Origin of the sequence: Flavobacterium phycosphaerae (assembly GCF_010119235.1) — a bacterium.
In the GTDB taxonomy this organism is placed as follows: domain Bacteria; phylum Bacteroidota; class Bacteroidia; order Flavobacteriales; family Flavobacteriaceae; genus Flavobacterium; species Flavobacterium phycosphaerae.
On the sequence record NZ_JAAATZ010000001.1, the window covers coordinates 288663 to 303668 of the forward strand.

Genomic DNA, 15006 nt, shown 5'->3' on the forward strand with positions numbered 1-15006 from the left:
TAATTGAACACCAAAAATATAGATAAATATACCGATAGGAGCAAAAAGATATTAACTAATTGTTAACTAATTCACTAGCGTTATTTTATCGGTTTTATGTGTTTTTTATCGATTTTTTTTGTAGTCTTTTTCTTTTTATTGGATTAAAGAAAAAAAGTGAATAAAACTTTAAGCGTTATTCCTACAGCGTTATAATAACCGTAATTTACTTTTTTTCAAACTTCACAACTTTTAATTTTTGCTGTAACTCTTTGGAAGGTTTGTATTTAATTCGGGTAGCCTTTATATGAGGGAGTATTGATTCTGTTGGTTGCTCCACTCCTCCTGAGGAAATCGTGAGCTGAAAGGTACCCAAACTTTTAATTTTAATAATATTCCCGTCCGCCAATTCAAAAGCTATTTGCTCGGTAAGTGCTATAATAACACCATAACAATCGGCCACACTCATTGATGAGGCTTGTGCCACCCGCTTGGCCAGTTGATCTAAATCGATTACTTGTCTGCCCACCGCTATCGGGTAATATTTTACCTCGGGAGGTGTTACCAAATTATTTTTTTTGGGAACTATAGTATAAGGTACTGCCATAATAAATGATTTTTAAAATTAGACTTATAAAAGACTATGCGTTTCAACAACAAAAAACACTAGCGGTTAAGAAAACGATAATGCTGCATAATCAAAATAGAGTTATACAACTTTTGTACCAAAGATGTACTTCTTTAAGAGCATAGATGTATATCTATTTAACTAAAGATGTACATCTATTGAAACTATAAGCCTTACCATTTTAAACCGTAACGCCATGGAATTACTAAACTTAGAGGGGCAACATCACCTAAAGCCACCGCTACAAGAAAACCGTTGGCCTTAAAAACAAAAATCCCCACCAGAAACTGATGGGGATTTTTATATCCTGATTAATTCTTTTTTTTACTTGATTACTTTTTTAGTTACCATTACCCCGTCTTCAGAGGTTACCTGCACTAAAAGCACTTCATTAGACAAACCGGCATTGATAGTAATTTGACTGGCATTGATTCCTTTTTGCTCTACTAATAAGCGGCCTCTGATATCAAATACTTTTACCGAAGCCATTACAGCGTTTCCTGAATTTACCACAAACTCATTGGCAGGATTTTTATAAATCACAACCTGATTGGCATTGAATACCGGGTTGGTGTAGCCTAATGGTAATTGGTACAAAACATCAAATCTTGTATCAAAGTTTCCGGCTTCAGATGAAAAAGTATAACCACCTGTAGTCAAATCATGAATAAATCCGGTAGTGTTGTCTCTTAAATATACGGTTTGATTTCCGGCAAATAAACCATCCACATGATCAATGGCAATGGTGTACTCTCCGGCAGCAGCTACTTTAAAGTTCATCGGAACCACATCAGCAGCATCAAATGGCAAGGCTCTTCCTTGGATAGCAAAAGGCGTAGTACCAATTAAAGAAGTCAAAGCTATACCTCCATCATTAATATATTTACCATCAATTGTGGCATCTACTCCTTGAGTAGCATTGGTTATATAGCCCACCATCGTTTGTGAAAACAATCCTGCAGCATTGGTAGCATTCAACCAAATACGGTTTCTTTCAATAGTATTGGCTACTTTGAAGAACTGATCGGCATGGTCATCTATACGCATAGTGTTATCAAAATTTACGGTTCCGCTTCCGGTTCCTTCTACGAAAAACCCTTGACCGGTTTGAATAACATCATTAGGATCATATACCTGAGCTTCTCCATTGCTTACAAATCCACCCAATGTCCAAGTACAGTATGAAGGACTCAAGGCGTTGTTGGTTTTTCTCCAGAAATATAAAGTTCCGGTAATAGAAGAACTGTTATTAGTATCACCTACAAAAGCAGTAGCATCAATTGGCGATGGGTATGGGTTTCCAACCAAGTTAAATCGTTGCCCGGCACCTCCATTAACCAAAGTATAGCTGTAGTCTCCGTTATTAGGAACACCCGCAAACTGACCTACCCAAATCGTTGGTGAAGCCGGATGGTTGTTTGGCATTCTGATTAAGTAACCTTGCGCAGTGGCAAAATTAGTAGTAGATGGCGATGCCACTACATCATACAAATTAGTAGTAGTATTATAGGTGTAGAAACGATTGCTTAACGTTTGTGGTGAGTAAGCCTGTAATTGTTGACTGGCTACCGGTGAAGACCACAAAGTATAATCTTGTCTCATTAAAGCCGAACTGTTACGTTTTATAATGATGGCTCCTGAGTTGGTGTTGGTACTACCTGTCTGAATTAGGTTAGCGTTGTTATTAAAAGTAACTAAACTACCACTCACTGCTGTCAAGGCACCACTAAGTCTAACGGTATCTCCTGAAGAAATAATTACGGTTGAACTATTGTTAATGGTTAACGAACAAGCTTCAAGGTCAGTACCTCCGGAAACGAAAGCACTAGAGATGATGGCTGCTGTAGTATTATCCGGTGCTCCGTTATCCCAAGCACCACTACTCCATGTTGTTGTATTGATATCAACACTGGTATAAGCCGAAGCCGCTTCTGAACAAACGCCACTTTGTACCACCGCTCTGAAACGAGTGGTTTGAGTTAAAGCGCCCGAAGTATAAGTATCTACTGTATTGGCAATAGTAGTCCAAGATGAGAATGGACTAACAGCGTATTCCCAACGGAGAATAGTACCTGTATGACCAGCCAAAGTCAAAAGGCCACTGGTTGAACCGGCACAAATAGCTGTTCCTCCTGTTACTGAACCTCCTACAGAAGCATCGTTAACGGTTATTAAAACAGCATCAGACTCCACCGGGTCACAAGCTCCGCTTTGCACTACCGCTCTGAAATAAGTATCTTGCGTTAAACTTCCGATAGTAGCCCCGGTTAAGGTAGCAGAAGTTACAATGATAGCTGTTGGACTGGAGAAACCGGCATCTGTAGATGATTCCCATTGGATTACAGAACCTACATGGCCTGATAAAGTTAAGTCGGCCGGTTGTGTACCCGAACAAATAGTTTGATCTGAAGAAACAGTACCACCCACGGTAGTCGCATCTACAGTTATTAATACGGCAGCAGAATTGGCTGAAGAGCAAACCCCACTTTGAACCACCGCTCTGAAATAGGTATTAGCCGTTAAAGCACCAATAGTAGTACCGTTTAGCGTAGTTGATGTTTCTGCAATATCTGTTGGTGAAGAGAATCCGGCATCGCTTGAACTTTGCCATTTAACCACAGTACCTGTGTTACCTGACAATGTTAAATCTGCAGGTTCTGTACCATAACAAATACTTTGAGCTGATGCTACCGTTCCTCCCACCGAAGTTGGATCAACAGTAACCGTTGTATCCGCTGAATTGGCTTCTGAACAAACACCGCTTTGAACAACGGCTCTGAATTTAGTAGTTTGTGTTAAAGTTCCTGAGGTATAAGTAGTTGATGTATTAGCAATAGTAGTCCAAGATGAGAATGGACTAACAGCATATTCCCAACGCACTACAGTACCTGTATTCCCTGACAAGGTCAACAAACCGCTGGCGGAACCACTACAAATAGTAGTTCCTCCGGTTACTGAACCTCCAACTGATGCTGGATTCACCGTAGCAGTTACGGCTGTTCTTGAACCTGAAACACAACCTGTGGTAGTGTTTCGAGCCTCGGCATAATAAATGGTAGTGGATGAGATACTTGGTGTAGTATAACTGGTTGAATTACTCAATAATAAAGTCCCTCCGGTTGATGCATCATACCAGTCAACTGTTTCTCCGCCTCCAACTGAAGCAGACAAACTTGCCGTTCCGGTAACACATACTGAACCATTAGTTCCGGATGGTGCGCTTGGCAAGGCAATAACAGTTAAAGTACCGTCAGTGTATGTAATAGTATAGTTAGCTGCTGTAAAAGTCCCGCCAGTTGCTGCTGAAGGCACTATAGCATAAGTCCCGACTGCTGCTCCTGAGCTAGCTCCTGAGCTGGTAAGGGTTACGCTGCCTACCGTTTCGCTATTCTGTAAACCGCTTGGGGTAAAGGCACTTGTTCCTAAAGTATAAGTAGTACCAAAACATTTAGAAGCATTATCAGCAGTAATATTTAAAGCCGCCGGATTAACGGTATAAGTCAAAGTAGTTGACCCAGTACCGCTGGCATTGGTAGCAAATATTGAAATAGAATAAGTTCCTGCCGCTGTAGTTGACGCTACGGTTATAACACCGGTAGAAGTATTTACCGACATCCCGGTTGGCAATCCTGTAGCATTGTAGCTGGTAGGAGTATAAGAACCTGTTATGGTATAAGTTGTTCCTGCACCATAGGTTGAGCTGGCTGTTGTAGCACTGGTAATAGCCGGAGCCGGTGTAGGCACTACTTCTCCGTTGCTCAATTGTACAGCTCCCGGAGCATACCCTGTAAAATTAAATTTAGCCAATTGACCGGTAGTTAAACCAGCACTTGTAGTGCCGATTACAATCTTACCGGCTGTTCCTGAAGCTCCTCCGGTACCTGTCCATCCATTCACTGTTAGTGTTGTACCAGTCCATGACACCAAGTGACTGTCAGAAAAAGTCATTGTGTGCGCTGTTCCTCCCAAAGCAAAAGTTGAATTGGCACTCAATGTTATAGTCCCCATAGTATCGGAGAAACCGGTTGCAGTTCCTGTTTTAAAAGTACCTCCATTTAATACCAAGCTCGAAGAATTGGCAAAAACATTACTGGCTCCCAAACTGGTAATACCGGCCGCTATAGTAGTAGCCCCTGTATAAGTATTAGATCCTGAAAAAGTAACACTACCCGGTCCATCGTCTGTCATTGAACCTGTACCGGTGGTAATAGCACCCGTTACTACGATATTTCCTAAACCGCCTAAGAACAAACTGGTATTGGTACCGGTAATAGCTCCCATGCTAAGAGTAGAACTCGAATCCGCATTTATTCTGACCGGAGTGGAAGCCAATGTTATAGTTCCTCCCCATGTATTGGTTAAATTACCTGTTCCGACACTTCGTAAAGCACCGTCACTTGATATACCGGAACCGTTTAAAGTTAAGGCCTCAGCACCTACTGTAATGCCACCTTGAACTTGTAAAGCAGCTCCCGATGCAACGGTTACCCCTCCGGCTGTTGTACCGGTTCCTTGGTTATTTTGAATATTCAGCACCCCAACGGAGATAGTGGTTGCTCCTGTATAAGTATTGGTACCTGATAAAGTAGCTGTTCCTGATCCGTCTTTGGTTAAGGTACCACTACCTGTTGTTATTGTTCCTGAAACGTCAATATTACCAACACCTCCTAAAGTTAAGTTGATGTTTGTAGCCGTTACAGCATTACCGGCACTTAAGGTTAGAGTTCCTGAATCTGAATTAATTCTTGCCGCATTAGTAACTAAGGTTACTGTACCACCCCAAGTATTGTTTCCACTTATATTTCTTAAAGAACCTCCTGCGGATACCCCGGTATTGTTGATAGATAAGGCTTCTGCACCAACTGTAATTCCGCCTTGCAACTCAATAGCAGCTCCCGAAGATACGGTAACCCCTCCTGCCGTTGTACCGGTTCCTTGTGCATTCTGAATGTTTAGCACCCCGCCAGTAACTGACGTGGCTCCTGTATATGTATTAGTTCCGGTCAAAGTAAGTTTACCGGTTCCTGATTTAGTTAAAACAACAGCAGTAGCTGTACCATTACTGATTACACCCGTGTAAGCTGCAGGACTTGTATTGTCTGTTCCGATAGTTAATGTTCTGGTCCCTGCTGTTCCCGAAGAGTGCGTCAGATTACCTGAACCTGTCAAAGAACCAGCAGTTAAATTGGTATTAATCATATCTAAAGTACCAGAGGTCATGCTTAACATTCCTGATACAGTAACAGCAGCACTTAATCGAACCCCTGAAGCATTATTTATAGTCAAATCATTTACGGTAGCCGGCAATCCTAGTGTAAGCTGATTGGTACTCGTTCCGTTAAACTCATAATCAGCGGTTGTACTTAAAGTCACCGTTCTTTTAGCCGCGTTTGCCGGTAAAGAACAATTCGTTCCTTGAAGTCCGTTAGCATTAACCGTTTTTACAATAGCACCAGCAGATACAATAAAATCATTACCACTACCGGCTCCTGCCATTGAAACTTGTGTGGCAGAGGCATTAGTGAAAATAACTGTACCATTAATTGTAACTGCATTACCATTACCATTGATGGCTAACGAACCATCCATTTGCAAGGTAACACCCGAGCCGATAGTCCAGTTAGCGGTTGTTGTTAATGTTGATGCTGATCTTAAAATAAAAATATCACCTGAAGTGGTAAAATTTGTGGGTGCTGTTCCAGTACCATCTGTATTTTGTCCCCAAGTACTTAACGTGCTTGGATTACCTGTAGCTTTGGAATAGTAGGTTGCACTAAACGCCGAATTAAAAACCAAAAATAGAATAATGGTTAAAAAAGCAGTTTTTGGTTTAAGTTGATTAAGTAAAAATGTTTTCATACGCCTGTATTTAAATTCTTTTAGATTTGGATATACAATTTTGAGCAAACATAATTCTGATACTGTACAACAACAAATATTCTTGACAACAAGCCTAAATAGTCGTTAAATAACAGCATATTATGAAAAATAAATGCTTAAAAAACAGCATAGCTGTTCTAGTGACAAAGAAAATCATTGTTTTCTAGTAAACCAAATTTTTCATCGACTAAATACGTTTATTTGAAGTTGAAATGCTTAATTATACCTTTGAAATTCAATTTTATACCGATAAATGGTTTTTGTTTTACATTTTCTACATCAAACGGCTACTCCTGATGCCATTCTTTCGAAATGCATCAGAAAAAGTTTTTATTTAAAAAAACATTTGGATGGTTATATTGAGGAATCAAACCAACTTAGAACAATTGGCTTGTTATTCATACCGACTGCAACAAAACGCTTTACATTTTATCTGCCAAATTGATATTGATTTGTTTAAAAAAACTTAAAGAATCTGCTATCGATGCGGCTGTTTTTTGAACCATAAAGAATCCTTTTACGAATTGGAAATCATTAGCTTCCGCGATTTTACTTTTGGCGTCATCGGATAGAAAGAACATGACTTTTTTATCTCGATGCACTCGCATCCATTCGCAAAACACTTTTAAATCGTTTATATTAAAATCGGAAAGAAAAAGAAGTTTGATTATGGTTCCGGTGTCTTCAAACAAGCAATAAGTCTCCCCTACTTTGATACATTCCGTGGGAGTCAACCGTTTAATATATTGTCCTTCAAATTCTGCTTTACTGTATCCAAACACATTATGATTAGAAGCAAAATGAGTGTATTTTTCAAACAACAATTCCACATCAACCGGCACTGTTTTTAAAGTACTGAAATCGGAATCTGAAGCAAAAACCGATTCTTTAGAGAAAACATTATCAGCGGTTTTACCATAAAAGCCGGCATCTCTCAGTCGGCGGTAACTGGCATTAGACTCTGTAACAAAGGCCGTTAAAAAAGGAACTCCTTTAGCAAAACAAATCCGTTTGGATTCATCAATCATCTGGCTAAAACAACCTTTCCCTCTGGCCTCGGGTAATGTCCACGACCCTGTCATGATTCCAAAATCAACCTCGGAACCGTTGGCCGTTTTGAGTTTTCGGTACGTAACGGCTGAACCGGCAATCACCTGATTGTTTTCGTCTTTGATTAATAAAATATCCGATTCATGCTCCCCTACACTTCTTTCAAAAATCCAGTCGTAGGTATTCGTATTTCCCCAATTCGGAAAGCATTGATTTAAATACGCCAAATAGGTATTTTTATAGTTTTCCGGATTTAGGATAATAGTGTTCATTTTAGTTATTGTTTTTTACAAAATGGGCGATTTCCCCCATAGAGGTCCACCACAAATCCTCCCCGTGTTTTTGCTCTAAAAGCGTCAGCAAGACATCTAAATAGTTCATGTACAAATCATCCACACCATCAAGAGCAGTATAACTTCCCACCTGTTTTATAATGTGTGCTTTAATAGAAATCAAACCTTCGTTGGCAATAATTTCTTCGGCTCTGTCAAGGGTAGAATTCACTTGAAAATTAGAAGGAATGTGAACGATTTTATTCTCTTTTAAAAGCGTCGGATAAAGCAACGGCACTCCTTTAATACCGCTCATATTGCATTTGGCCTCTTTTGAAACCGCCGTCAAAACATCGCGCGAGGAGGCTACATAATCAAAATGATGAGCCACTAAAGTATCCAACAACGCTTCGGGTGCATTCCATCCCGGAGGACAAATCCCTTTGACGTAGTTTATTTTGGAAGCGTCAAAAATCCGTTCCATTTCCGTGATTATTTTTTCAAATTCTTCGCGGGTTTGGTTTTGAAACTCAACCGGAATTTTTAATCCTTTGTGAATATGATACAGCCCGTGATAGGCCAATTCTGTTTGTTTCATTCCGTTTAGAAAAACCACAAAATCAGGATGGTTTTCCAAACTCATCGTGCCTTTTTTTAATCTTTTGGCCAAATAAAACTGATCCCTTACTTTTGGAATCTTTGCCAATAGCTTCCGAGTCGGAAAGGCATGTGTTTCGCGCCAATCGGCAGTGGTGAAAAGCGTAACCATTAACTTTGGATGTCTGCTCAACAACCACATCACTTTTCCTAAGGCCCTTTCTCCTTGTCGCCACCGGCCTCATACAAATCGGTACTTTTAGAAGGATGAATATCATCAATCGTAAAACAGATAGCCGCTTTTTTATCTTTGGGTTTCCAGTTTAACATCCTACTTATATTTTTCTTCCAATTGTTTATATTCTTTTTCCAATGCTTGCCAAATTTTATCCTGTTGGAATCGGGAAGTGATTAAATTCCGGGCGTTGGCACAACAAGTATTTCGCAACTCCGCATCCGACAACAGCGAAAGCATAGCATCAAATATCGCTTTTTTATCTTTTACCGGAATGATTATTCCATTTTTTCCTGGTTCAATAATTTCGTTACACCCATTGATATCGGTTACGATGCTGGGCAATCCCATGGCTCCGGCCTGCATAACTACATTGGGAAATCCTTCGCGGTAACTCGGAAAAACCAAACCATCGGAAATGGCAAAATAAGGGCGCACATCATACTGAAAACCTACACTGACAATAGCTTTATTTTCGTTAATAGCTGCAATAGTTTCCGGTAACAATGGGTCTAAATCAGCTTCGTAATCACCCACTAAAAGCAGCTTGGTTTGCGGATGGTCTTTTTGCAACTCATCAAAAGCGGCAATCATTTCGTTTATCCCTTTGTCTTTAACCAATCGACCGACGAAAACAAAAACAAAATCGGTTTCATGTATTTGAAGTTCTTGCTTTAGTGCTGCTTTTTGGGCTGCTGAATATATTTCGGGATTAAAAAATTGTGTATCAATACCGTTTGAGCTTCCGTTGGCTATGACTTTTAACTTTTGTGGTTTGCAATAGTTATTGGCTATAATAATTGCTTCCAGTCCTTTTGAATTCGGATACACATTGGTAGCAAAAGCATAAGTCATTTTTTCTACAAAATCGAGCAACTTTCTGGTGAACCCTTGCGATTCTAATAATTGCAATCCGGCAACCGTATGAAGTCGAATAGGCACTCTTGCCAACCATGCTGCTAACATCCCCACTATTCCGGCTTTGGGCGTATGCGAATGAACGATAATCGGCTTTTCTTTTCTTAAAAACAAAAACAACCGAAACGTAGCCAGCAAATCGTGAATTGGGGTGATTTTTCGGGACATTTCAACATGAAACGTTCTGATATTTTCTTTTTCTCCGATTTTTTCCAACGCATCTTTTTGCGCTGAAACCGCTATTACTTCATAGCGCGAACTCATAAAACCGAGCTGTCCTGTTAGTAATTTATCCAAAGAAATAGGAACGGTTGTAATTCTGACTAGTTTTTGTTTTTCCATCTAAGATTTATAATTTCTTAAAGCTATTCCCTGTTTAATGATACAAAATAAAGCAATTAACACAAAAGGCTGAAACATTATTTTGGTACGCATAAAAATCCCGAGATTAGCATAGCGTTGTATGTATAACAATGAAGCAATTAAGGCGAACAGAAAAGCTATTTTCATCCATTGCGGAAAAATGATTTTTTTATAAAAAACAATCAAAACCACAAAAGTCAGCAAATAAATCAGGAGCAATAAAGCATTTTCTATACTGGCCAGAAAGCCTAAAAGTGATTTAGCATCAAAAAACAGCGGTCTGAAATTAAAGGCAAAAAACCGATTAGCAAAATTATAATCCAACATGGGCACATAAGTTCCGGAATTCCTAAAAGACAGGATGGAAAATTCATTGAAGTATTGTATTCTTTTCCAATCTAAATACCGGATTTGTGTTAATTGCAGCACCATATAAAACAAGGCTGCAAAAACGGAAAAACCGACCAAGGCAAGAGCTAATCGTTTTTTAAAGGAAAATCTCTTTTGAAACACCATAACCAAACCTATCGCCAATAATAACATCAATGCTACATGCGGACGGATAATAACCAACAATAAGCTTCCGGTTATAAAACTAAACGATTTATAATTGGCGGAAGCCACCGCATAAAAAACAGCAGCTATACCCCAAAATATTAATGGCTCTTTGCCCAAATTAGCGGTCCAGAAATGCAGACTCGGAAACAGGAAAAACAAGTATAAAACATTGAATCCTTTATAATATATTTTTTGACCCACTACCAATTCCACCCATTGTATCCATTTTAAAACACCAAAAAAACCTACTATACCATAAAGTAAAAAACCAAACCAAAAAGGCAATCCAAGCTGAATAAAAGGATAGTTTATAAACAGTATAAAGTCGGTCCCGTAATGAGCATAATGCCACCAAGAGAAATTGTCAATCGAAAAATTTTGTGCCCAATAAAAATGCGCATCCGAAATGCCGCGAATAACCCTTAATTGATAGGCAAAAACAATGAATACCAAATGATAGTAAAACAATAAGAGTTTCCATTTATTGTTTTCTAAAAAATCTAGCATTCGGCTTTTCATGACGTTTGAATTCGATTGCTCAATTGATGCATCGTAAGACTCTCCATCCCGTATATTTCCTCGCATTGTTTGAAAACAGCCACTATCGATTTCAGTGTTTGAAGTGCGTTAGCGGTATCCGTTCCAAAGTTGTGCGGATGCCACCACAAATGATAGACTTCTCCGTTTTTAGCTGCCTGAACAATCTCCTTTTTAATGCGGTTGAGTCTAGAAGTATTTAAAAAAACTGATGAATGCTGCGGTCGAAGAAAACGGCTGGCCTGTTGGCCAATCACAGCTTCATTTTGTATCGTTTCGGTGGCATATGATTTTTTGCCTAATGGTAAATAAGCATCACCGGTTCGGGCCAATTTAGAAAACAACGTATCGGGCTTTGTCGTGTCCCAATACCACGAATCCGGATTGGTACGCACGGTTTCGATTTGGTTATTTTGACACACCGCTAAGTAATTTTTATTGAATTGGTTTCTGGGAAACACTAATGAGTGCAATTCAACAGAAAACTGCCGGGCCATTTTGACGGCTTGCTGCATATCGGCTTCAAACTGCTCTATAGTCTGACCGCTTTCCAAACAATAATAATGAGAATAGGTATGGGTTGCTAACTCCTGCCCTTTGGTATTTATAATTTCCTTAATCAAGTGAGGCGCGAAAAAGAAATGGTCATACCCGCTTTTCTGATGGGCTTCCCCATAAGCATATGGATTCAGTATTGCCTTATCGTAGGTTGGTAAAGCAGTCGGAATATTGGCGTGCCATTCATCCCAATTTTCATTAAAAAGCATCCCTACTGTAGCCCAAGTAACGTTGATGTTATTTTTTTCAAAGATGGAAAGCAATTGCGGAATGGCCTCCAGCGTATTATTAAAATAGGAAACTTTGTCTTTAATTTCAATATGGTCAAAAATACCCCACACCAATTCAAAATCAAGTGAGATTACTAAAGCTCCTTTTTTCATGGTCATTTAATTTATAAGTTCGCGGCTTTCCTGAAGCACTCTTTCATTTGAGTTAGCTTCCATCCGCTGCCAATACTCTCTTTTCTTAATTTTTTCATCTGCCAAATAGTAGTACACTACAAAAAACAGAAAGTACATTACCATCGATTTTTGGCGCATGATAATCCCCAAATTCGACATTACAAAGGTCATGGCAAAAGAGGTGAGTAAAAAAATCATAGCACTCATTTTTACCACATTGGGAGCTTTTTTGATGAATCGGATAAAAGATTGGTTGCAGATTTTGAAGAACAGCAATAAGTAAATCAAGTTTTCTATAGAGCTGAAAATCCCCAACACATTGGGAACATCAATAAACAAAGGCCTAAACCAAAAAGTAAAAAACTTGAGCGGTAATGGATAACTTGACAAGTCTACTCCTGAACCGGCTCTTTCCGACAGTCCTTCGGAACGTATCAAAGCAAACTCTGAGAAATCATCGACTATATTTTCAGAATTTTGCAAATTGGCTACCGCTAAAATTGAGCTGGAGGCCATATATATAAAGACTAATCCCGAAAGTACAATCAAAAATTTAGTCACTCCGGACAGTTTTTTATCACTCCCAAACAACACTCCAAACATTACCCCCACCATTACAAAAAACATTACATGGGGTCTGATACAATAAATGAAAAAACCACCAATTATAAGGGTCAGTATTCGCTGTTTTGGATCTTTAACACCATACACAAACATCATGATTCCCATGAAGATGATAGAACCCTTACCCAGTGAAGCGGTCCAAAAGTGCATGTTTGGTAAAAACAACAACAAAGTCATCAAATCATAGCGTCCGAATACAATGATTTTTTCTTTAATATTTTCGCCAAAAAACAAATAAGTGTAAACAAAACCAACAAAACCAAACCATGAGAACATTAACATGCTCATTTCGTAACTGAAATCCAAAACCGTTACAAACGGATGCGCAATAAAAAAGACGCCCCAGTTGGTCATTGTGATGGTGTCCATCCAACCAATATTTAACTTGGATAATACATCATAATATTGTTTCGAGTCAGAGGGGTTGGCAATAGCGTACAGGTAATATACCAAAGTAAACAGCAAGTGCCATAAAAATATTTTTCGGATGAGACCAATATTGGCAAAAGGGTGTCTCACGACCACTCTTCTGTAAAACTGCTCATTCAAAAAAAACAAAACAACAAGTAAAACTACTATTCCCATCTATTTTTTGGTTGTGTTTTTGTGCCAAATTTCTAAGTTCAAAAGCGCCAATAAACCTTTGTATCGCTTAACATCATTCAGTTTTCCCGGTGTCAGGTAAAAATCCTGAATGTATTTTTGGTCTATAAAATTAGCATAATAAGGATTACTACTGTGCAAATAATCCCGATATAATTCATGCAACTGCTGATTCAACATATCTTTTACCGAAATTTCAAACCCCTTCTTAGGTAGTTTGTACACCGCGCCGTCAATATATTTTTTGTTGAGTTCTCTCAGCAAATATTTAGAGGTAAATCCGTTTATTTTAAGATTGGTATCCAATGAAGCGCTCCATTCTATAAGCGATTTATCAATAAATGGCGATCGGCCTTCGAGAGCGTTTTGCATCGTGGCAATATCCATTTTTTTGAATAGTACTTTGGGCAAAATACCATGAAAATCGGTTAGCATCGTGCGTTCTACGCTGTCAAATTTTTTGGACGAAAACGAATCTTGTGAAAGGTAATTCAAATCTTTTACTTGACTGAAACCAGGTGCATCAAAAAACAAATCCGTTGAAGCACTAAAATACTGCGCCTCCCCTTGCAAACTGAAAAAATCAGACAATCGGTTTAATTTGGCCAGCGCACTGTTCTTGTCTGAAGTCGAAATCAACTTAGAAACACCACCACCTATGGCACTGATGGCTTTTAATTTGTTGTAGTTTTTATATAAGGAATACCTTCTGTACCCGCCAAAAAACTCATCTCCGCCGTCACCGTTCAAAATCACGCGCAGGTGCTCCGAGGCAGCTTTAGCCACATAAAACGAAGGCACTATGCTTTCATCTACAATGGGCTCGCCGTAAGCTGTTAGGATTTTTTCATAGTCATCTGCCAGCGAATCATAATCTACATACAATTCGTGATGGGTTGTTTTTAATTGTTTCGCAATTAAGGCCGCTGTTGCCGATTCATCGAAACCGTCTTTCATTTTCACGGTAAACGTTTTCAGATTCGGGTTAGTTTTCACTGCCAAAGCACAAACCAAACTACTGTCGATACCACCACTCAGGAAAGCGCCCACTTCAAAATCACTGGCTAAAACTCGTTTGCTGACTGCTTGTTGAAACAGACGGTCTAATTGTTCTAAAGCGGTGTTATTATCTTTTATTTTCGGCACATCAAAATAACTTTCAAAGTGCCAATATTGGTTTTTGTGGATAGTTTTATCCTGCAAATTATAACAGTAAAAATGGCCGGGCAAAACTTCAAAGATATCTTGATATACGGTATTTTCTCCGGCTACAAATCCTTTTTGCAAGTGCCATTGTACATGTTGCTCATTGATTTGGAATCCGGGAAAGCAACTGATAATCGCTTGGTATTCGCTCCCGAAAGCTAAGCCGTTTTTTTGCGAATAATAAAGTGGTTTTTTGCCCACACGGTCTCTGACCAAGAAGATTTTTTTCTCTAATTTATCATATAAGGCCAGCGCAAACATCCCGTCTAATTCCTGAAAACAAGCGGTACCCATTTTTTCATACAAATGAACAATCACTTCAGTGTCCGAAGCGGTTTTCATCTGCAAGTTGTGGGTTTGTATCAGCTCTTTGTAGTTGTATATCTCACCATTAAAGACTATTGCTACTCTATCGGTTTCAAAAGGTTGATTCCCCCCTGCCACATCAATAATACTGAGGCGTGCATGAAAAAAAGTAATGCCGTCAATTTCTTTAAAATACTGACCGTCAGGACCACGATGTTGCAACGCTTTTTTAACGTTCTCACGCTGTCCTGAATCTATTGTTCCTATGGCACCAAATATTCCACACAT

The 15006-nt window shown here is 39.1% G+C and carries 9 protein-coding genes; all 9 read right to left on the bottom strand.

What is annotated here, in order from left to right; all coding sequences use genetic code 11:
• Positions 1-205: 205 nt before the first annotated feature.
• The 9 genes from GUU89_RS01290 to asnB all read right to left on the bottom strand — a co-directional run bounded on the left by GUU89_RS01290 (position 206) and on the right by asnB (position 15006).
• Positions 206-586: an HU family DNA-binding protein gene (locus GUU89_RS01290; protein WP_162126241.1), complete on the bottom strand. Its 381-nt coding sequence runs from the start codon at positions 584-586 to the stop codon at positions 206-208.
• A gap of 345 nt (positions 587-931) precedes the next feature.
• Positions 932-6466: an Ig-like domain-containing protein gene (locus tag GUU89_RS01295; RefSeq protein ID WP_162126242.1), complete on the bottom strand. Its 5535-nt coding sequence runs from the start codon at positions 6464-6466 to the stop codon at positions 932-934.
• A 443-nt stretch (positions 6467-6909) separates the two neighbouring features.
• Complete coding sequence (locus GUU89_RS01300) at positions 6910-7809, bottom strand: GNAT family N-acetyltransferase (RefSeq protein WP_162126243.1); 900 nt, start codon at positions 7807-7809, stop codon at positions 6910-6912.
• A gap of 1 nt (position 7810) precedes the next feature.
• Positions 7811-8578, bottom strand: a complete 768-nt coding sequence (locus GUU89_RS01305; RefSeq protein WP_162126244.1) for a DUF2334 domain-containing protein — start codon at positions 8576-8578, stop codon at positions 7811-7813.
• Between the two features lie 159 nt (positions 8579-8737).
• Positions 8738-9901: a glycosyltransferase family 4 protein gene (locus GUU89_RS01310; RefSeq protein WP_162126245.1), complete on the bottom strand. Its 1164-nt coding sequence runs from the start codon at positions 9899-9901 to the stop codon at positions 8738-8740.
• Positions 9902-10999 carry a hypothetical protein gene (locus GUU89_RS01315; protein WP_162126246.1) on the bottom strand — a complete coding sequence of 366 codons (1098 nt, stop codon included), beginning with the start codon at positions 10997-10999 and terminating at the stop codon, positions 9902-9904. It lies immediately after the preceding gene.
• Positions 10996-11958, bottom strand: a complete 963-nt coding sequence (locus tag GUU89_RS01320; protein WP_235921927.1) for a polysaccharide deacetylase family protein — start codon at positions 11956-11958, stop codon at positions 10996-10998. Before GUU89_RS01320 ends, GUU89_RS01315 begins: the two co-directional genes overlap by 4 nt.
• Before the next feature lie 6 nt (positions 11959-11964).
• The gene (locus tag GUU89_RS01325) at positions 11965-13188 is read right to left on the bottom strand and encodes a hypothetical protein (protein ID WP_162126248.1); all 1224 of its coding nucleotides are present in this window, start codon (positions 13186-13188) and stop codon (positions 11965-11967) included.
• Positions 13189-15006 carry an asparagine synthase (glutamine-hydrolyzing) gene (gene asnB / locus GUU89_RS01330; RefSeq protein ID WP_162126249.1) on the bottom strand — a complete coding sequence of 606 codons (1818 nt, stop codon included), beginning with the start codon at positions 15004-15006 and terminating at the stop codon, positions 13189-13191.

Bases quoted from the DNA above. Each gene is read 5' to 3' on its own strand.
- GUU89_RS01290 (WP_162126241.1), bottom strand. From the start codon at position 586: ATGGCAGTACCTTATACTATAGTTCCCAAAAAAAATAATTTGGTAACA.
- GUU89_RS01295 (WP_162126242.1), bottom strand. From the start codon at position 6,466: ATGAAAACATTTTTACTTAATCAACTTAAACCAAAAACTGCTTTTTTA.
- GUU89_RS01300 (WP_162126243.1), bottom strand. From the start codon at position 7,809: ATGAACACTATTATCCTAAATCCGGAAAACTATAAAAATACCTATTTG.
- GUU89_RS01305 (WP_162126244.1), bottom strand. From the start codon at position 8,578: ATGGTTACGCTTTTCACCACTGCCGATTGGCGCGAAACACATGCCTTT.
- GUU89_RS01310 (WP_162126245.1), bottom strand. From the start codon at position 9,901: ATGGAAAAACAAAAACTAGTCAGAATTACAACCGTTCCTATTTCTTTG.
- GUU89_RS01315 (WP_162126246.1), bottom strand. From the start codon at position 10,999: ATGAAAAGCCGAATGCTAGATTTTTTAGAAAACAATAAATGGAAACTC.
- GUU89_RS01320 (WP_235921927.1), bottom strand. From the start codon at position 11,958: ATGAAAAAAGGAGCTTTAGTAATCTCACTTGATTTTGAATTGGTGTGG.
- GUU89_RS01325 (WP_162126248.1), bottom strand. From the start codon at position 13,188: ATGGGAATAGTAGTTTTACTTGTTGTTTTGTTTTTTTTGAATGAGCAG.
- asnB (WP_162126249.1), bottom strand. From the start codon at position 15,006: ATGTGTGGAATATTTGGTGCCATAGGAACAATAGATTCAGGACAGCGT.